Annotated in this window: 18 protein-coding genes and 1 riboswitch; of the genes, 17 read left to right on the top strand and 1 reads right to left on the bottom strand. The window is 51.0% G+C overall.

All coding sequences use genetic code 11. The features are described 5' to 3' along the window. The first annotated feature begins 5 nt into the window (after positions 1 to 5). From BLQ82_RS29570 to BLQ82_RS29510, 13 genes are all read left to right on the top strand, one after another. Positions 6 to 1,289 (top strand): HD domain-containing protein, encoded by a 1,284-nt coding sequence (locus tag BLQ82_RS29570; RefSeq protein WP_062520091.1) that lies wholly within the window; start codon positions 6 to 8, stop codon positions 1,287 to 1,289. Between the two features lie 54 nt (positions 1,290 to 1,343). Further along, complete coding sequence (locus tag BLQ82_RS29565; protein ID WP_062520094.1) at positions 1,344 to 2,114, top strand: TatD family hydrolase; 771 nt, start codon at positions 1,344 to 1,346, stop codon at positions 2,112 to 2,114. Between the two features lie 199 nt (positions 2,115 to 2,313). Beyond that, positions 2,314 to 2,542: riboswitch (cyclic di-AMP (ydaO/yuaA leader) on the top strand. A 289-nt stretch (positions 2,543 to 2,831) separates the two neighbouring features. After that, positions 2,832 to 3,992 carry a resuscitation-promoting factor gene (locus BLQ82_RS29560; RefSeq protein ID WP_062520096.1) on the top strand — a complete coding sequence of 387 codons (1,161 nt, stop codon included), beginning with the start codon at positions 2,832 to 2,834 and terminating at the stop codon, positions 3,990 to 3,992. Between the two features lie 179 nt (positions 3,993 to 4,171). Then, complete coding sequence (gene rnmV, locus BLQ82_RS29555; RefSeq protein ID WP_062520098.1) at positions 4,172 to 4,723, top strand: ribonuclease M5; 552 nt, start codon at positions 4,172 to 4,174, stop codon at positions 4,721 to 4,723. After that, positions 4,720 to 5,604, top strand: a complete 885-nt coding sequence (gene rsmA / locus BLQ82_RS29550; protein WP_062520102.1) for a 16S rRNA (adenine(1518)-N(6)/adenine(1519)-N(6))-dimethyltransferase RsmA — start codon at positions 4,720 to 4,722, stop codon at positions 5,602 to 5,604. Before rnmV ends, rsmA begins: the two co-directional genes overlap by 4 nt. A gap of 69 nt (positions 5,605 to 5,673) precedes the next feature. After that, positions 5,674 to 6,576 carry a sporulation peptidase YabG gene (gene yabG, locus BLQ82_RS29545; RefSeq protein ID WP_062520105.1) on the top strand — a complete coding sequence of 301 codons (903 nt, stop codon included), beginning with the start codon at positions 5,674 to 5,676 and terminating at the stop codon, positions 6,574 to 6,576. A gap of 261 nt (positions 6,577 to 6,837) precedes the next feature. Further along, positions 6,838 to 7,113, top strand: coding sequence for a biofilm formation stimulator Veg (gene veg / locus BLQ82_RS29540; RefSeq protein WP_019914493.1), 276 nt, complete (start codon positions 6,838 to 6,840; stop codon positions 7,111 to 7,113). A 131-nt stretch (positions 7,114 to 7,244) separates the two neighbouring features. Next, positions 7,245 to 7,418 (top strand): small, acid-soluble spore protein, alpha/beta type, encoded by a 174-nt coding sequence (locus BLQ82_RS29535; RefSeq protein ID WP_062520109.1) that lies wholly within the window; start codon positions 7,245 to 7,247, stop codon positions 7,416 to 7,418. Between the two features lie 178 nt (positions 7,419 to 7,596). After that, positions 7,597 to 8,451, top strand: coding sequence for a 4-(cytidine 5'-diphospho)-2-C-methyl-D-erythritol kinase (gene ispE / locus BLQ82_RS29530; protein WP_062520113.1), 855 nt, complete (start codon positions 7,597 to 7,599; stop codon positions 8,449 to 8,451). 106 nt (positions 8,452 to 8,557) lie between these two features. Continuing rightward, positions 8,558 to 9,385, top strand: coding sequence for a pur operon repressor (gene purR / locus BLQ82_RS29525; protein WP_025705056.1), 828 nt, complete (start codon positions 8,558 to 8,560; stop codon positions 9,383 to 9,385). A gap of 208 nt (positions 9,386 to 9,593) precedes the next feature. Then, positions 9,594 to 9,881: a septation regulator SpoVG gene (gene spoVG / locus BLQ82_RS29520; RefSeq protein ID WP_020425826.1), complete on the top strand. Its 288-nt coding sequence runs from the start codon at positions 9,594 to 9,596 to the stop codon at positions 9,879 to 9,881. Between the two features lie 165 nt (positions 9,882 to 10,046). Then, positions 10,047 to 11,447, top strand: coding sequence for a bifunctional UDP-N-acetylglucosamine diphosphorylase/glucosamine-1-phosphate N-acetyltransferase GlmU (gene glmU / locus BLQ82_RS29515; protein WP_062520116.1), 1,401 nt, complete (start codon positions 10,047 to 10,049; stop codon positions 11,445 to 11,447). 89 nt (positions 11,448 to 11,536) lie between these two features. Next, positions 11,537 to 12,490, top strand: coding sequence for a ribose-phosphate diphosphokinase (locus BLQ82_RS29510; RefSeq protein WP_020425824.1), 954 nt, complete (start codon positions 11,537 to 11,539; stop codon positions 12,488 to 12,490). Positions 12,491 to 12,670: 180 nt separating this feature from the next. On the opposite strand, the gene BLQ82_RS29505 is transcribed toward BLQ82_RS29510, so the two are convergent. Further along, positions 12,671 to 12,871 (bottom strand): hypothetical protein, encoded by a 201-nt coding sequence (locus tag BLQ82_RS29505; protein WP_025705058.1) that lies wholly within the window; start codon positions 12,869 to 12,871, stop codon positions 12,671 to 12,673. 91 nt (positions 12,872 to 12,962) lie between these two features. Between BLQ82_RS29505 and pth the strand changes: the two genes are divergently transcribed. The 4 genes from pth (at position 12,963) to BLQ82_RS29485 (ending at position 18,555) form a co-directional block, all read left to right on the top strand. Next, positions 12,963 to 13,523: an aminoacyl-tRNA hydrolase gene (pth, locus tag BLQ82_RS29500; protein ID WP_062520118.1), complete on the top strand. Its 561-nt coding sequence runs from the start codon at positions 12,963 to 12,965 to the stop codon at positions 13,521 to 13,523. Between the two features lie 88 nt (positions 13,524 to 13,611). Further along, positions 13,612 to 13,842 carry an anti-sigma-F factor Fin family protein gene (locus tag BLQ82_RS29495; RefSeq protein WP_025705060.1) on the top strand — a complete coding sequence of 77 codons (231 nt, stop codon included), beginning with the start codon at positions 13,612 to 13,614 and terminating at the stop codon, positions 13,840 to 13,842. A gap of 137 nt (positions 13,843 to 13,979) precedes the next feature. Continuing rightward, positions 13,980 to 17,504, top strand: coding sequence for a transcription-repair coupling factor (mfd, locus tag BLQ82_RS29490; RefSeq protein WP_062520121.1), 3,525 nt, complete (start codon positions 13,980 to 13,982; stop codon positions 17,502 to 17,504). Continuing rightward, complete coding sequence (locus BLQ82_RS29485; RefSeq protein WP_062520123.1) at positions 17,491 to 18,555, top strand: peptidylprolyl isomerase; 1,065 nt, start codon at positions 17,491 to 17,493, stop codon at positions 18,553 to 18,555. The genes mfd and BLQ82_RS29485 overlap by 14 nt, the downstream gene beginning before the upstream one ends. Positions 18,556 to 18,718 lie beyond the last annotated feature (163 nt).

Raw genomic sequence — 18,718 nt, 5'->3', positions numbered from 1 at the left:
ATCTTATGAAGCAGCTGCTGACGGAAGAAAAGGTCTTTAAAGACCCGGTTCACAATTATATTCATGTCCAGGACACGATAATCTGGCGGTTAATCAATACCAGGGAATTTCAGCGTCTGCGGCGGATCCGCCAGCTCGGCACCTCTTATCTGACTTTTCATGGAGCGGAGCACAGCCGTTTTTCCCATTCATTAGGTGTCTACGAAATTACGCGGAGGATTATCTCCCAATTTGAGCGAAGCGGTTATAAGGATTGGATGCCGGAGGAAAGTCTGCTGACTTTATGTGCAGCGCTGCTGCATGATTTGGGACATGGCCCCTTCTCCCATTCTATAGAAGAAGCTTTTGAAATGAATCATGAAGACTGGACCTGCAGAATTATACAGGAGAACACGGAAATTACTGCGATCTTGCGCGAAGTAGGCGAGGATTTCCCGCAAAAGGTTGCATCTGTGATTGCTAAAACGTATGAACATGAGATTGTTGTCAATCTGGTGTCAGGCCCTCTGGATGCGGATCGTATGGATTATTTGCTGCGGGATGCGTATTATACCGGGGTGAACTATGGGACGATCGATATTGACCGTATTCTGAGAATGCTGCGGCCTTATAATGGCCGTGTTGTCGTTAAAGAATCAGGTATGCATGCCATTGAGGATTACCTGATGTCACGTTACCAGATGTATTGGCAGGTTTATTTCCATCCGGTTACACGCAGCTCAGAAATTATTTTAAGGCAGATTTTCCGGAGGGCGAAAGAGCTTTTCCAGGAAGGCTACTCTTTCCGTTTTATGATCAATCCGCTTAGCGATTTGTTTGGTGGAGAGATCAATGTAGAACAATATTTACTCCTGGACGAGGCCCTGGTCCAAACTGCCTTTATGCAGTGGACACTGGAAGACGATGAAATACTGGCTAACTTGTGCAGCCGTTTTATTCATCGTAAACTGTATAAATATGTGGAGATGGACCATCTCGATTCAGAGACCATTGACGAAATCCGCCGCAGTTTTGCCGGTGCCGGACTGCATCCGGATTACGACCTGGAAATCGATTATCCGACAGATCTGCCTTACGATGTTTTCCGCCCGGGAGAGGGCTTTGACAGTAAGCAGATTTTGCTGCTTGACCGCCATGACAAGCTGCGCGAAATCTCTGAGGTATCTGATATTGTACGTTCGATCAGCGGTATCCACCGCGGCAGGTACCACCTGTATTTTCCACAGGATAAGCTGCAGGAGGCACTTACCCAGCTGCCTGTTTCCATTGGCAGGATCTTTGCAAAATAATACAAAAAATTCTGGAATTCATCATAGAAATCAAGTTTGAAAGGATGTTGTTGCATGCGCTTATTCGACACACATACTCATCTGGATGCACCACAGTTCGACGAGGATCGTGAGGAGGCCATTGCCCGCGCGTTAGAGGCTGGAGTCAGCAAGATGATTAACATAGGGTTTAACCGGGAAACGATTCCAACGACAATGAAATTGGCAGAAACTTATGATTATATTTATGCAGCTGTTGGCTGGCATCCCGTAGACGCTATTGACATGAAGGAGGGGGACATGGACTGGATCGCTTCCCTGTGCAGCCATAACAAGGTGGTGGCCATCGGAGAAATCGGACTGGATTATTATTGGGATACTTCCCCAAAAGAGGTACAGCACGAGGTATTCCGCAAACAGATCGGCTTGGCCCGGGAACTAAAAATGCCTATCTGTATTCATAACCGGGATGCCCACGAGGATGTGGTGAGGATTTTGCGTGAGGAGAAGGCGAATGAGATCGGCGGGGTTATGCATTCCTTCTCCGGGAGCTGGGAAACGGCCAAAATGTGCCTTGATTTGGGCTTTCATTTGTCCTTCGGGGGACCTGTAACCTTTAAGAATGCGAGGGTGCCAAAAGAGGTGCTGGCCCAGACTCCAATGGACCGGCTTTTGATCGAAACGGACTCACCTTATCTGACGCCGCACCCCTTCCGGGGGAAGCGAAACGAGAGTGCTTATGTGAAGCTGGTAGCTGAGGCTGCCGCGGAAATAAAAGGGATTGATTTACAGGAATTGGCTGAAATTACGTATGCGAACGCCCTGGAACGATTTGGGATTGTCTGAAAACGGGAGTAAAAGCGGTGAAAAAAGAAGTATAGCCGATATATTAAACTTTTTTAACATAAAAACAGCTGATTATTACAATATTTTAATCATTTTTTTGCGTAAACGTGGTTGAATGCTCCTTTACAACATGCATCAAAACAGGATATCATCTTTTCAGTGAAGTGAGCTGTTGTTATTGTGACAGTCACCAAATTCATGGATCGTCTCGCTGAGTCTCCGTATGGAGAACGGGGGAACCAATAATGCCCTGCCGCATGTCCGTATATAAAATACAACATAGAAATGCCGCAGACGTTATTTGATTTCTTTACGTGGTCTTTGGGGTGAATTTGAGGGCAACCGCCGTGAGCGGGTGACCTGAGATAGGGCGTCTCTCTTATGCCCGAACCCGACAGCTAACCCCGTAAGCGCAAGTAAGAGAGGAAACCTCGTGCATAAACATTCCCGCGTATTCTGACACCGGAGAGCCACGAAAGAGTCCTCTGTGAACTCTTTTCGGGCTTTTTTTGTTTTTGAATAATGCGAATGTTCCCGGCATACTGTTATATAACAGGTATCGGGAGTAACTATGCCGAGCAGGCGATCCATGAGCAGGAAACGCTAAAGCAATGCGGGCGTATCCTGTGCAATCTCAAACCTAGTTTCGTCAGAAGTGATGAAGTCACCTTTGTTATACAACTTGGACGACGGGGCTATGTAAGGAGGATGGAGAGAGTGGGCGTATTCCAACCAGAAGTATCCCATGATTCGCAATCATCCAGCAGGTCTTTCGCATTTCGGTGGAAGCAAGTGAATCCGCGCGTACTTTCGCTTGCAGGCGCAGCCTCAATTGTTATCGCGCTGGTAATTCTGCTGTACGTACACGGTCAAAGCATTAAAGAAATAACTTTAGTAATAGACGGGAAGGCACAAACGCTGGAGACGCGGGACGCGCTGCTCAGCGATGTGCTGGCAAAGGAACAAATTTCGCTGCAGCCGCATGATGCTTTATCTATTGGCCTTAGTGATGAAATAAAGGACGGAGACCGTGTCGTCATTAACCGTGCGCAGGCGATTAAGATCACTACGGATGGGACCACCAAAACGTTGTACACGACCGAAGATACAATCGGTCAGGCGATTGACAAACTGGGCATTGGCCTGGAAAGCTATGACAAGATTTACCCTTCGCTAGGCACCGCAGTTTCTGCAGACATGGAAGTCAAAATTGTCCGGATCAACAAGCAAGTGGTACAGCGGACAACAGATTTGCCTTTCCGAGTCATTAAAACCGCAGACCCCTCCCTGACCAAGGGAACCGTAAGAGTTGCACAAGCGGGCAAACCGGGCGTAATGATCCAGCATATCGAAAAAATCTACCAAGATGGCGAGCTGGCATCCATGCGTATGGTTGGCAAGGAAGTGCAGACAGTCACCAAAGACAAAATCATTGCCATTGGTACCAAACCGCTTCCAAAAGCTGCTGTAGCCACTACCGTAACTTCTAAATCAACAACTACTCCTAAATCATCCAAAGTGAGCGCAAAAAGCAACAATGTTGCCAGTAAAGCAGGCGTAGACTTCGAGTACAAAAAAATTATCAGAAATGTATCCATGACGGCCTATTCATCAGAAGAGCCGGGTATTGGTACCCGAACGGCTTCCGGCACACGCGTAACAGAAGGCCGTACCATTGCTGTAGATCCGAGCGTCATTCCTATCGGCTGGTGGGTGTACATTGAGGGACTTGGGTTTCGCCGTGCAGAGGATACCGGCGGTGCCATTAAAGGCAACAAGGTGGATGTGTATTATGATTCATTGAGCCATGCCCGTAACTTTGGCCGGAAATCACGCACGATCTATGTGATCGGGCCTGTGAAGCCAGAACTGAACTAAGTGGCAGATGCTTTGCAAATTAGCGGTTTATAAGATATAGTGAGGGTAGCACTTAAGGAATTCTCAGAAATCTGATCGTGGAATTATAGAGCTGCCGCTCATCACTTATACATTCTTTAGCCAAAAAGAAGGGGAGCGAATCCTCTTCTTTTTGCGTTGCAGAGTAAGGAGTACAAAAAATGATCAAGGAATTAATCGTTGTGGAAGGCAAAAGCGACACCGTTGCCATAAAGCGGGCTGTAGAGGCCGATACTATCGAGACCGGCGGATCGGCAGTCGACCGCAAAGTCATCGCCAAGATTGCGCTCGCTATGGAGCGCAGAGGGGTCATTATACTTACTGATCCTGATCATGCCGGTGAACGGATCCGGAAGATTGTCTCTTCCAAGGTGCCGGGCTGTAAGCATGCGTTCATTCCCGAGAAAGATGCTACCCGGAAAGGGGACATTGGAGTGGAAAATGCCTCCCCGGAGGCAATCCGCCACGCGCTTGAGCATGTGCATACCTCCTTTGAGGGTGCTCCGGCTCTGATCGGGCTGGAAGACCTGATGGCTGCGGGGATGATGGTGCATCCCCGGGCAGCGGAGCGGAGAATGGCGCTTGGCAATCTGCTCGGGATCGGCTACTGCAACGGCAAGCAATTATACAAGCGGCTGGCGATGTTCGGCATTACACGGGAGGAATTTACGATTGCTCTCGCGCAAATTGATCAGGGAGGCATTACCTCATGAGCGGCAACAACAATATCTCATCCCCGGCACGCACCAAGGAAATCATACAGCGGTACGGGTTCTCATTCAAGAAAAGCCTGGGTCAGAATTTTCTGATTGACCAGAATATTCTGGACAAGATTGTGGACGCTGCGGGCTTGGATCAAGCTGCCGGTGCATTGGAGATTGGACCCGGCATTGGCGCCTTGACCGAAAGGCTGGCTAGCGCAGCCGGAGCGGTAACGGCAGTGGAGATCGACCGGAGGCTGATTCCGATTCTGCGGGATGTTCTGGCCTCTTATCCTCATGTGAACATCCGTAACGATGATGTGCTGAAGGTGAACTTGCGGGAACTGTTTGCTGAGGATTTTGCCGAAGTGGAGAGAGTCAGTGTAGTGGCCAATTTGCCTTATTATGTGACCACACCCATACTCATGAAGCTGCTGGAAGAGAAGCTGCCCCTGGATAACATCGTTGTAATGATCCAGAAGGAGGTTGCTGAACGAATGGCAGCTTCCCCGGGCGGCAAGGAATATGGCAGTCTGAGCATCGCCGTGCAGTACTACAGTGAGCCTGAACTGGTCTGTATCGTACCGCGTACGGTATTCATTCCACAGCCTAACGTGGAGTCGGCCGTTATCCGCCTTAAGGTCAGGGAGCGTCCGCCGGTAGAGGTTGCGGATGAAAAGCATTTCTTTGAGGTCGTGCAGGCTTCCTTCACCCAGCGGCGCAAGACGATTGCGAATAACCTCAAGGCCCGGTTCTTTCCGGAAGAAGGACGGGAGCGGCTGGAGTCCCTGCTTGCTGAAGCTGAAATTGAGCCAAGCCGCCGCGGGGAAACACTAAGCCTTGAAGAGTACGCCCGGTTAAGCGCTGTGCTTCTTGCTGCCGGGATCGTGTAACCAAATCACCGCCGATTAAGAACCAACCGGGGCCTTTGCCCATACGATGGGATAGAGGTGGTGTTAGAAATGAATTTAGGAGATTTGGTCGTTCGTAAATCTTACGGTGGCGATGTAACGTTCCGGGTGGAGAATATTGTGCAGAACGGGGCCGTCATCAAAGGCACTGAATTCCGCCTGTTAGCGGATGCCCCCCTGGACGACTTGGTTCAGGTGCCTCCCTCCCGTATTACGGAGCGGGGACAACAGGCGCAGATTAAAGCAACGGAATCATTGACCAAACTGCGTAAAGACCGGCAGGAGCAGAGCCAGCGCAGCGGAGAGAGCCTCACCGGGGTATGGCCTCAGTCCCCCAGGGAAGCGGCATACTTTGAGGTGCCGGGAAAAGTGCTGCACCTCGATGGGGATGCTCTTTACTTGAAGAAGAGCCTTAGTCTATACGAGCAGCTGCGGATCCCCGCAGAGGGTCATCATGTCCATGAGTCGAAGATGGCCGAAACGCTATACCGGCTGCTGCCGCGTGTGCGTCCGGATATTGTCGTCATTACCGGACATGACGGGGTGCTTAAGCAGCAGCATACTTACGATCTCTACAGCCTGAACAGCTATAAAAATTCACAGAACTTCGTCACCGCGATTCAGGTTGCAAGGGAGTATGAGCGCAATTTTGATACGCTGACGATTGTGGCGGGAGCCTGCCAGTCGCATTTCGAAGCACTGCTGGGTGCAGGGGCTAACTTTGCCAGCTCCCCCGGAAGAATATTAATCCACGCCTTGGACCCGGTATATATAGCGGCCAAAGCATCTTTTACCTCTATACGGGAATCTGTCAGCCTGGGGGATGTGTTGAACAATACCATCAGCGGCAGCCAGGGCATGGGCGGAATCGAGACCCGCGGCAGCTTCCGCATTGGGATGCCCCGCCTGCAGAACCTGTCTACCCTGAAGGTAGCCCCTTCGGTAATGCTGTAGCGGCCGGTCAACGTAATATAAACATCCAGGAAAGTCCCACTTTAGTGGGGCTTTTTTGTTTAAGGGCAGTTCGTTGACGGTCTATGGGGTCACTCTACTGTGCTTGGCTGTTACCGCTAACAAGGGATTAAAGCCAGCATTGGGCCCCGCTAAAAAAATTCCGTTGACAACGTTTTTGTCATCATCTATAATTATTTATTTAATTTGACAATGGTTATAGAAAGTTGTATAATGGACAAGGAAAGAGGTGGTCGTCAGGCAATGGCTAATAACGCGCTGTTGGAAATTAAACGCAGTCTCGAAGCTCACGTCGGTCATAAGATCACGTTGCGTGCAAATGGTGGCCGTCGGAAGACCGTTGAACGCACCGGTGTCCTGGAAGAAACGTACCCTTCTGTATTTATTGTCAAACTGGATCAGGAGCAGCAAACCTTCAAGCGAGTCTCCTACAGCTACGCTGACATCCTTACTGAATCTGTGGAAATCACAGTGTGTGAAGATGATGGGCAGATGCGGATTATGTATATTAAAGCTTAATGGTTTTTGGGCAGTCTCCCGTAAGGGAGGCTGTTTTTTGTTTGATCTTGCCTGAATGACCGCCGCGTCTTGGCAGCATACTAAAGCAGCAACAATCTCGTCATCCATCTTTTTAAGGAGGAATCCGTTAAATGAGCCGCAGGAAACGGGGCATGATGTCGGAAGAGCTGAAGACGGAGCTGGCCAAGGAACTGGGTTTTTATGAGACCGTAGAACGCGACGGCTGGGGCGGAATCCGGGCGAAGGATGCCGGCAATATGGTAAAAAGGGCGATCCAGCTCGCCGAAGAGGCGCGGAGGTCGTAATAGCTTTTGCAGTAAACAGTTGGTCGAGGGGTGTTGCCAGGACGGCAGCACCCTTTTCGGCATTCTCCGAACTTTTGTTAAAATATGAGGATTTATATATCTTAATGGACTTCGTTACGAGTTTCTCATATAATATGTTAAGTTGTTTTTACGGGAAAAGTGAAGGTGGGTGAACGCCTTGAAAATGTATGAAAAAGCGCCAGCCAAAATTAATCTGATGCTGGATGTGCTCAGCAAGCGCGCAGATGGTTTTCATGAGGTGGAAATGATCATGACGATGGTCGATCTGGCGGACCGTTTGGAGCTGTCCGAGCTGAAGCGGGATTCCATTATTATCTCAAGCCAGGCCGGTTATATTCCACTGGACGAGAAGAACCTGGCTTTCCAGGCGGCCAGGCTTATTAAAGACCGTTACAATGTGAAGAGTGGTGTACATATCCATCTGGACAAAAGAATCCCGGTCGCTGCCGGCCTCGCCGGCGGCAGCAGTGATGCCGCGGCTACGCTGCGCGGCCTGAACCGGCTCTGGCGCCTGGACATCCCGGCGCAGGAGCTGCAGGAACTGGGCGCCGAGCTGGGCTCGGACGTCCCGTTCTGCGTCACGGGCGGCACTGCCCTGGCCACGGGCAGAGGCGAACGGCTGACTCCGATCCAGAGTCCGCCGCAGTGCTGGGTCGTCCTGGCCAAGCCGCCGATCAATGTATCGACGGCTGAGGTGTACGGACGCGTACGCGCGAACAGCATAGCGGTGCATCCGTCTGCGTCCCGGATGCAGGCTGCCATCGAAGCAGGCGACTTCGCGGCCGTCTGCGCAGGTCTGGGCAACGTGCTGGAGGATGTGACCCTGAAGCTGCACCCGGAGGTGCAGCAGCTCAAGGAAGCCATGGTGAAGCTGGGCGCCGACGGGGTGCTGATGTCCGGCAGCGGGCCAACGGTGTTCGGCCTGGTGTCGAAGCAATCCAAGGTAGCCAGAATCTATAACGGACTGCGCGGTTTTTGCAAAGAAGTATACGCTGTACGTTCACTGAGCTAAGCGGGCGCTGTCCTGAAAGTGCTTGGAAAGATTACCGTGCTTGTATAAATCCGTACAAAAGTGATATTATTTTTAATAATATTCGGTTTTTGGCGAGGAGCATTCCGTGAAAAAACTTAAAAGAAGCCAACGTTTGGTAGATATGACCCAATTTTTACTTGAGAAACCGCATGATCTTTTGCCGCTGTCTACATTTGCAGACCGGTACGGAGCAGCAAAGTCATCCATCAGTGAAGATTTGGCTATTATAAAAGAGGTATTTGAAGGCGAAGGCATGGGAGAACTGCAGACACTGGCCGGTGCGGCCGGGGGTGTGCGCTATATCCCGCGGATGCCTACTGACATGGCGCTTGCCTTCGTGGACGGCCTGTGCGGGCAGCTTGAACAAAGTGACCGGATCCTGCCTGGCGGTTATTTGTATATGTCTGATTTGCTCGGTCTTCCATCCTTAATGGAGCAGGCTGGCAAGATTATTGCAACAGCCTTCTATGGTGTAGAGATTGATGTGGTAATGACAGTGGAGACCAAGGGGATTCCTCTGGCTTATGCCACAGCTGCGCAGCTCGGTCTACCGGTAGTGCTGGTGCGCCGCGACCATCAGGTTACGGAAGGCTCGGCGGTAAGCATCAACTATGTCTCGGGATCGCATAAGAGCATTCATACCATGTCATTGTCCAGACGGGCCCTCCGGGAGAAGTCCAGGGTGTTGATTGTCGATGATTTCATGAAAGCTGGCGGCACTGTACGCGGCATGGTGGATCTGCTGGGCGAATTCAATGCCGAGGTCGCCGGTGTCGGGGTGCTGGTAGAATCTGGCGCAGTTGAAAATGAGGAACGTCTGCTGCATGACTATGTCTCACTCGTAAAGCTAAGTGAAGTCGATTCCAAAGGACGGCGGATAACAGCACATCCGGGGAATTATTTCGTTTTTTAGCCCGCAGACAACCCCGATTTACGGGATAGGCTAAAATGTCGAATCTGTGAGGAAAACACAGAGAACTTCACGAAATGTGTCGAAAACGATGGTATCGCAAAAATAATCTTCTTAATCAGCCATTTTTTGGAATCCAAAAGAAGGAATTCGCTTTGCTGTGTGGAATTATACACCAAGTCTCTGATGGAAAAAGGTGGTGAACACACACATGCAAATTACGGATGTCAGACTCCGCCGCGTCAACTCTGAGGGGAGAATGAAAGCAATCGCATCCATTACAATCGATAACGAGTTTGTTGTTCATGACATTCGCGTGATCGATGGTAATAACGGGATGTTCGTTGCAATGCCCAGCAAGCGTACACCGGATGGGGAATTCCGCGATATCGCACACCCGATTTCTTCGGGAACACGCGAGAAGATTCAATCTGCGGTTCTGGCCGAGTATGATCGCGCCGCTACTGAAGAAGAAGAGGTCATTGAAGAGGGAGCCTAAGGGCCGACTCTGAAGGACGGCTGCCCTCGTTCGGGCGGCTTAAGGCCATGCCGTTTTTTATTGGGGTTCGAAGAAAAGGGAACCATGCCTTCATGGTTCTCTTTTCTTTTTGCCCGGAATGAGATATATTCAGTAGTGAGCTAAAGAAGTAGGAGGTTGGCATTCTTGAAAAGAATGGCTGTTGTACTTGCTGCAGGTCAAGGCAAGCGCATGAAATCTAAATTATACAAAGTGCTGCACCCCGTCTGCGGCAAACCGATGGTTGGGCATGTACTTGATACCGTAAAAGCGACCGGATGCCAGCGCACTGTTGTAGTTGTCGGTCATGGCGCAGAGAAAGTGAAGGCTTATGTAGGCCAGGACGCGGAATATGTGCTTCAGGAAACACAGCTGGGTACAGGCCACGCCGTAAAGCAGGCTAAAGATCTTCTCGGCGGTGAGTCAGGCACAACAGTTGTGATTTGCGGAGATACACCACTTGTAACCGCAGAAACGCTGGAAGGGCTTATGGCATTGCATGAGGGCCAGAACGCGGCTGCAACCGTACTTACGGCGGTCATGGAGCAGCCTGCAGGCTATGGAAGAATTATCCGCGGCGAAGACGGCGGCGTACAGAAGATTGTGGAACAGAAGGATTGCACTCCTGAGGAAGCTGCTGTGAACGAGATCAATACAGGGACTTATTGTTTTGATAATGCCAAGCTGTTCGCAGCTCTGGACAAGGTCACGAACAGCAACAACCAGCAGGAATATTATTTGACCGATGTTATCGGCATACTCCGGGCACAGGGGGATATCGTTCTGGGATATCAGGCTCATGATGCTGCGGAGTCTATTGGCGTTAATGACCGTTTGGCCTTGTCGGAAGCGGAGAACCTGATGCGCCAGCGCATCAACCGGGGACATATGCTGAATGGTGTAACCATTATCGACCCTGCTTCCACCTATATCGCAGCTGATGTGGTGATTGGAGCAGACACTACACTCTATCCGGGAACTGTCCTGAAAGGGAAGACCGTAATCGGAGAAGATTGCCTCATCGGGCCTTCCAGCGAGATTGAGGATAGTGTGATCATGAACGGTGCTGAAGTTAAGCACTCCGTGCTGAATCAGGCGCAGGTTGGTGCCCGCACCTCAGTTGGGCCTTTTGCTTATTTGCGTCCAGGCGCTGTGCTTGGCGAAGAGGTGAAGGTCGGCGATTTTGTCGAGATCAAAAATGCCAGCATTGGCGATGGCTCCAAAGTATCGCACTTAAGTTATGTGGGCGATGCAACAGTTGGCAAGAATGTTAATGTGGGCTGCGGTGCAATTACCGTCAATTATGACGGCTATAATAAATCCAGAACCGAGATTGGCGATGATGCTTTTATCGGCAGCAATGTGAACCTTGTAGCTCCGGTTACCGTGGGCAAAGGCGCCTTTGTCGTTGCAGGTTCGACTATCACACGTTCGGTTTCGGAGAATGATCTGGCCATTGCCAGAGTAAGGCAGGAAAACAAGCCAGGGTATGCTGAGAAAATCCGTGCCCGGGCCAAAGCAAAGAAAGACCAGTCGAGTCCATCGTAGAGCGCCAGAAGCCAAAGCGCCGGACGGACCCGCAAATCCGCGCCGGCGCATCTTGGAAGTTAAATTCCGTCACGGAGGGTTTATATTTTATGACTTATTGTGATTCCAAACTCAAGATTTTTACCTGTAACTCCAATCCCAAGCTGGCTAGTCAAATCGCTGATTATATCGGCATTCCCATGGGGGAATCCCATACCACCAGCTTCAGCGACGGAGAAATTCAGGTTAAGCTGTCAGAGAGCGTCCGTGGCTGTCATGTATACATTGTACAGTCCACCTGTGGTCCGGTTAATGATAATCTTATGGAGCTTCTGGTTATGGTCGACGCGCTCAAGCGCGCCTCCGCAAAGAGCATCAATGTGGTCATTCCCTATTACGGGTATGCGCGCCAAGACCGAAAGGCCCGTTCCCGTGATCCAATTACGGCCAAGCTGGTAGCGAACCTGATTGAAAAGGCAGGGGCACACCGCGTCATTACTATGGACCTTCACGCGATGCAGATTCAAGGCTTCTTCGATATTCCGGTGGATCATCTGCTGGGTGTTCCGATTCTGGCCCAATATTTCCGCTCCAAGCAGATTCAGAACCCGGTGGTCGTGTCTCCTGACCATGGCGGCGTTGTGCGGGCAAGAAAGCTGGCTGATTTCTTGAATGCACCGTTGGCGATTATCGACAAACGCCGTCCGGAGCCGAATGTCAGTGAAGTCATGAACATCATCGGGAACATTGAGGGCAAAACAGCGATTCTGATCGATGATATCATCGATACAGCCGGGACCATCGTGCTTGGTGCCAATGCCCTGATGGAAGGCGGCGTGAAGGAAGTGTACGCCTGCTGTACGCATCCTGTATTGTCCGGCCCTGCGCATGAACGTCTGGAAAACTCTCCAATCAAAGAAATTATCGTGACGGATACCATTCCAATCCGCAGCAACAATCCGACTTCCAAGTTGAAGGTTCTATCCGTAGCTCCACTCATGGGCGAGGCCATTATCCGGGTTCATGAAGAGCTGTCGATCAGCAAATTATTCGAAATCGAATAGGGTGCGGGATTATCAAGTGGAAAAGGCTTCGCCGCTCTCTACAAGAAGCGGCTTCCGGTTCGGCGGGAAATATAAGGATGATTGATGGACTGAAACCTATAGATCCTTATATTTAGAAAAAAAGGGTTACACCTTTCGCGAGGAAGATGTAACCCTTGTCGGCGTAATACGGCGCCGCTTTTAGTACCCTGGGCGCGAGATGAAGGTGAACAGGCTGCGGTTATACAGGGTTCCCTGCAGCTCGACAAAGCCTTCATCCACGGCTGTCACCATACCGATGTCAACATGCACGCTGCCTCTATATACCTCAACAGGCACAGCATTCTGGATATGGTACTGAAAGTGGCGCAGAAGTGTTAAGATTTCGCCTTGTTGTAGCATGGTTCATCACCTGTCTTCGGAATATACAGTTATTGTACCAAAAACGGAACGTCTCTGCCGAGGAGACAAGCGTGGAAAGGATAGCCCCCTCATGAAATGGATTGTTGGACTCGGAAATCCCGGACCGCAGTATGCCAAAACGAAGCACAATGTCGGCTTTATGGCTCTGGACGAACTGGCGGCCAGACACGGCATAGTGTTTAATCAGAACAAATGCAAGTCTGTTATCGGTGAAGGTGTGATTGACGGGGTTAAGACCGTCCTCATCAAACCGATGACATTTATGAATCTTTCCGGGGAAGCTGTCCGCGCCTATATGGATTATTACAAAGTACAGCTTGAAGATATGATTGTCGTATATGATGATTTGGATACGGAATTGGGTAAAGTCCGGCTGCGCTACCAAGGAAGCGCCGGCGGCCATAACGGAATCAAATCGATCATACAGCATACCGGTACCCAAACTTTCAACCGTGTGCGGATGGGAATATCCCGCCCCGAACCCGGTTTTGCCATCGTTGACTACGTGCTCTCCACCTTTCCCAAGAAGGATGGAGATAAACTGGAAAAGATGATTCAGGATACCGGTTCAGCGTTAGAGTTCAGTCTGAAGCATACGTTTGAGCAGACTATGGCCAAATTCAACGGATAATTGCAAGATGCCGCAACCTCCCCTTAAGGCTAAAGCTAAGTCACGCGGGGCATACTGAAGGTATATACTATCTTCAGGAGGCATATAGATGGCAATAAACTACGTATGCAGGCACTGCCGGACTTTTCTGGGAAGCATTCAGAAAAGTGATGTCACAGAAATGCAGTTGGGCCTTCATTCCTTGACCCCTGCGGAGCGCAGAGATATCATAGCGTATGATTCAGACGGCGAGATTACGGTGAAGGTGACTTGCGGTTACTGCAAGGAAGCCTTGGATAATAACCCTGAGCTCAGTCTGCTGGCCAGTCCGCTTCAGTAAGAGTGGGAAGCGGCAGTCTCTATTGTCTTCCGCAAGCCTTGGCCTTATCGCTAAGGCTTGTTTTCGATTCTAATTATAATAGGTGGCAGCTGCTCTTTGGAGCAGTGCCAGCCTGTTTAGTAAGAGAGGTGCGCCTGTTGTTACAAGGTATTATAGAAGCTTTTTCCAAAGATCCCGATTTTCAATCCGTTACCCGCGGTGTTGCTGCAGGCATGAAGGAGCAGCTCATCTCGGGCTTATCCGGTTCGGCCAGACAAATTATGCTGGCGGCGCTTCATGAAGAGACGGGGCGTCCGCTGCTTGTAGTTACTCATAATATGTTCTCAGCCCAGAAGATGGCTGAGGATTTACAGGAAGCGCTTTCTCCCGACCGCGTGCTGCTCTATCCCGCCAACGAGCTGGTTGCCGCTGAGGCAGCAGTCTCCAGCCCTGAGACACTGGCGCAGCGGATTGATGTGCTGACCAAGTGCGCCCAAGGCTTCCGTGGCGTAGTCGTAGTTCCCTACTCCGGCGTACGCCGCCTGCTTCCTTCCCCTCATGTAATGGCTGGCGCTGAGCTGACCATTTCGCAGGATGGAACGCTCGTGCTAGATGATTTCCTGATGTCCATGATTGAAATGGGCTACGAACGGGTTGAACGGGTAGAGAACCGCGGCGAACTCAGCGTACGGGGCGGCATTATTGATTTTTTTCCCATGACTTCCCCCCTGGCCTACCGGGTGGAGCTGTTTGATGATGAGGTAGACTCGATCCGTACCTTTGACCCGCAGGACCAGCGCTCCATCGACAAGGTGCGCAGTGTAAAGATCACACCTGCCAAAGAAATTATTGCCGATCAAATGCGCCTGGATTCAGCCTCTACAGAAGCGGCGGCAATGCTGGAACGGCAGCTGGAGAAGATGACCGACCGCCAGGCGAAGCTGCGCCTGCGCGAGGAAATGGGGCGGGAGCTGGAAATGCTCCGCGAGGGCACTTATTTTCCGGAAATCTATAAATATATCAGCCTTCTATATCCTGAACGTACCCATCTGTACGATTACATGGCCCAGGATACGCTTCTGGTGTTGGATGAACCGGCCCGGTTGCTGGAAACCGCGAAGCAGCTTGAGCGGGATGAGTCAGAATGGAACCTGCATCTGCTGCAAAACGGAAAAACACTGCCAGACCTGCAGCTTTCTGTCGAGAGTGAGGCCATTATGTATCAGCGGCCGTTCCAGAGCCTGTTCATGTCGATTTTCCTGCGCCAGGTTCCGCATATCCAGCCGCAGAACATTCTGGGATTCATCAGCCGGGGCATGCAGGACTTCCATGGCCAGATGAATGTACTGAAATCGGAGATGGAGCGCTGGCACAAATCAGGCGTAAAGGTCATTATGCTGGCCAATGGCGAAGAACGGATGGAGCGGGTCCGCAGGGTTCTGTATGATTACGGGATTGAGGAACCTACGATTCTGCAGGGGAATCTGGGCTCCGGATTTGAACTGCCCTCCATACATCTTGCAGTCATTACTGAAGGAGAAATGTTCTCCCAGAAGCAGCGCAAGGCACGCAAGGTATCCAAAGGCATCGATAATGCTGAACGGATCAAAAGCTACACTGAGCTGAAGATCGGTGATTATGTCGTTCACCAGAATCACGGGATCGGCAAATATATGGGGATCGGGACGCTGGAGGTCAGCGGAATTCACCGTGATTATATGCATATTTTGTATGCCGGAGGCGATAAGCTCTCCGTGCCCATCGATCAAATTGATCTGATTCAAAAATATGTAGGCTCAGAAGACAAGGAGCCGAAGGTTTATAAGCTTGGCGGCAATGAATGGACAAGGGTCACTAGCAAGGTGCGTTCATCCGTGCAGGATATCGCCGACGATCTGATCAAGCTCTATGCCGAGCGCCAGAGCGCACTAGGCTATGGTTTTGAGAAGGATACCCAGGAGCAGCGGGAATTCGAAGAGATGTTCCCTTATGAAGAGACACGTGATCAGCTGCGGGCGATTGAGGAAATCAAAAAGGATATGGAGCAGAACCGGCCAATGGACCGGCTGCTGTGCGGTGACGTTGGCTACGGCAAGACTGAGGTGGCGATCCGTGCCGCTTTTAAATCGGCGATTGAAGGCAAACAGGTGGCGGTGCTGGTACCAACGACAATTCTGGCCCAGCAGCATTATGAGACCTTCCGCGAGCGTTTTGCCAACTATCCGCTTAACATCCAGGTACTCAGCAGATTCCGCAGCCGCAAGGAGCAGAACGAAACGATTAAAGGGGTTCGCCAAGGCACGGTAGATGTGGTTATCGGCACACACCGGCTGCTGTCGCAGGATATGGTCTTTAAGGATCTGGGACTTCTGATCGTGGATGAGGAGCAGCGTTTTGGTGTCACCCATAAGGAGAAGCTTAAGAAACTGAAGACAAATGTCGATGTGCTGACGCTTACGGCCACGCCTATTCCCCGTACCCTGCATATGTCAATGCTCGGTGTGCGGGACTTGTCCGTTATTGAGACGCCGCCGGAGAACCGTTTCCCGGTACAGACGTATGTGGTGGAACACAGCCAGACGCTTATCCGCGAGGCGGTGGAACGCGAACTGGCCCGGGGTGGACAGGTCTATTATCTCTATAACCGTGTCCAAGGAATCCAGGAAATGGCCGCGCAGATCTCCATGCTCGTTCCCGAAGCCCGGGTCGGCATCGGCCATGGCCAAATGTCGGAGTCAGAGCTGGAGAAGACCATTCTTGACTTTCTGGACGGGGAGTACGACGTGCTGGTCAGCACGAGCATCATCGAGACCGGGGTGGATATTCCCAACGTCAATACCCTGATTGTCCATGATGCCGACAAAATGGGGTTGTCCCAGCTGTACCAGCTGCGCGGGCGGGTAGGCCGCTCCAACCGGATTGCCTATGCCTACTTTACGTACCAGCGCGACAAGGTGCTTACTGAGGTAGCCGAGAAGCGCCTGCAGTCGATTAAGGAATTCACGGAGCTGGGTTCAGGCTTCAAAATCGCCATGCGCGACCTGTCCATTCGCGGAGCGGGCAATTTGCTTGGCGCCGAACAGCATGGGTTCATTGCCTCTGTCGGCTTTGATCTTTATTCGCAGATGCTTGCGGAAGAAATCCGCAAACGCAAAGTCAGTGTGCTCGGCGAGGAAGACACTTCCCTTAAACAAGGCAATACGGTCATTGATTTGTCGATTGACGCTTATCTGCCATCTGAATATATTTACGACAGCATTCAAAAAATTGAGATATATAAGAAGGTTGCCGCTGTGGCTACGCTTGAGGATGCAGCTGAGCTGGAAGATGAGCTGCTGGACCGCTTCGGGGAGCTGCCTGAAGCCGTAGTCAATCTACTGTCCGTTGCCCGCTTGAAGGTGTACGGCAAGCTTTACGGCATGGAATCGATGGTCCGGCGGGGCGATGAAGTTTCGCTCAACTTCCATGAAGGCAGCACCGGTGCTTTTGATACGGCGAAGCTTGCTAAAGTTGGAAATAGCTTTGAAAGACGTGTACAATTTGATAGGGACGCCAAAGCAACCATCCGTGTGAAATCGAAGGACCTGGGGGATAAGGAGCTGCTTGACTTGCTGGAACAGTTCCTGGCGGCGGCCAAACAGTCTTTAAAATCGAAGGGAGAACTTCACAATGTCATCAAATAAAACAAAATCCTGGAAAGTGCTGCTCGTTTCACTGGCGGCGGCAGTTTCCTTCTCCATGCTGGCAGCCTGCAGCAACAACAACAGCAGCAATGGCGCTGGGGATAACAGCAAAGCTGTAGCCACCTACAAGGGCGGCACCATAACCGAAAAAGAATTTGATATGGATACACGGGTGATGAAGCTCCTGTCACCGCAGCAGGCTGCGTACCTGGAAATTGACGCCTTCAAGGAGTCCATTCTGAAGCAGGAGGTCGCTTTCGAATATCTTGCCGGCAAAGCGACAGATGCCGCGAAGAAGGAAGCCGAGAAGCAGGCAGATCAACAAGTGAACTCCATCAAGACTGGCCTTGGTGACACTTACGAAAGTACCCTTAAGCAAGCCAATTTGACTGAAGGCGACATCCGTTCCTATATGCTGCGTGTGCTTACCGTGTATCAGGACATGCTGCTTAAGGTAAAAGACGACCAGGTAAAGACTGAATTTGAAAAGACTAAAGGCGACTTCACCGTAGCTACGCTTCGTCATGTGCTGATCGGTCTGAAGGATGCTGCAGGCAAGGAACGCACCGATGCAGACGCCTTGAAGCTGGCAAAGGAAGTCAAGGCGAAGCTGGATGGCGGGGCGGATTTTGCGGCAACGGCTAAAAAATACTCCGATGATACCGGCTCCAAGGAGAACGGCGGCGAAATTAAGGATACGCCGCTGGGTACCTATGTGGAGGAATTTAAGCAGGCAGCCCAGACCCTGCCGCTGAACACGGTCAGCGATCCGGTCAAAACAACCTTTGGTTATCACATTATAAAAGTGGAATCCCGCACAGAGACAACCTTCGACAAGCTGACCGCTGAGCAGAAGGAAACCATCAAGGGATCACTCGCGTCCCAGGGATTGGAATCGTTCCTCGAAAAGGATCTAGGGTCGCTTGATGTTAAAATCAATCTGCCGAAGAGCTCTGCGGCTGCTGGTGAATCAGGAACATCCACTGGCGGAACTGAGCCTACAACCGCACCAAGCGCTGAAGCTCCGGATGCTACGGCAGCACCCAAATAACAGCATTTATTCTAGACCGGGACAGCCCCCCGCTATAAGCGCGGGGCTGTTTGACGTTCTTAAATTTAGAGTTTTTGGATATCTACGGGGCGGTGTCTGCGCATGAACCGAAACTTTTATAGACATGCCGGAGGATGTATAAGGAACTGGGAAGAGATGAATA

Source organism: Paenibacillus jilunlii, assembly GCF_900102965.1.
In the GTDB taxonomy this organism is placed as follows: domain Bacteria; phylum Bacillota; class Bacilli; order Paenibacillales; family Paenibacillaceae; genus Paenibacillus_AQ; species Paenibacillus_AQ jilunlii.
This window is presented reverse-complemented; position numbering and strand designations above follow the sequence as displayed.

Coding starts and splice junctions, on each gene's coding strand:
- BLQ82_RS29570 (WP_062520091.1), top strand. CDS start 6: ATGAAGCAGCTGCTGACGGAAGAAAAGGTCTTTAAAGACCCGGTTCAC.
- BLQ82_RS29535 (WP_062520109.1), top strand. CDS start 7,245: ATGAGCCGCAGGAAACGGGGCATGATGTCGGAAGAGCTGAAGACGGAG.
- rsmA (WP_062520102.1), top strand. CDS start 4,720: ATGAGCGGCAACAACAATATCTCATCCCCGGCACGCACCAAGGAAATC.
- rnmV (WP_062520098.1), top strand. CDS start 4,172: ATGATCAAGGAATTAATCGTTGTGGAAGGCAAAAGCGACACCGTTGCC.
- BLQ82_RS29505 (WP_025705058.1), bottom strand. CDS start 12,871: ATGCTACAACAAGGCGAAATCTTAACACTTCTGCGCCACTTTCAGTAC.
- BLQ82_RS29510 (WP_020425824.1), top strand. CDS start 11,537: ATGACTTATTGTGATTCCAAACTCAAGATTTTTACCTGTAACTCCAAT.
- veg (WP_019914493.1), top strand. CDS start 6,838: ATGGCTAATAACGCGCTGTTGGAAATTAAACGCAGTCTCGAAGCTCAC.
- yabG (WP_062520105.1), top strand. CDS start 5,674: ATGAATTTAGGAGATTTGGTCGTTCGTAAATCTTACGGTGGCGATGTA.
- pth (WP_062520118.1), top strand. CDS start 12,963: ATGAAATGGATTGTTGGACTCGGAAATCCCGGACCGCAGTATGCCAAA.
- spoVG (WP_020425826.1), top strand. CDS start 9,594: ATGCAAATTACGGATGTCAGACTCCGCCGCGTCAACTCTGAGGGGAGA.
- BLQ82_RS29495 (WP_025705060.1), top strand. CDS start 13,612: ATGGCAATAAACTACGTATGCAGGCACTGCCGGACTTTTCTGGGAAGC.
- BLQ82_RS29565 (WP_062520094.1), top strand. CDS start 1,344: ATGCGCTTATTCGACACACATACTCATCTGGATGCACCACAGTTCGAC.
- BLQ82_RS29485 (WP_062520123.1), top strand. CDS start 17,491: ATGTCATCAAATAAAACAAAATCCTGGAAAGTGCTGCTCGTTTCACTG.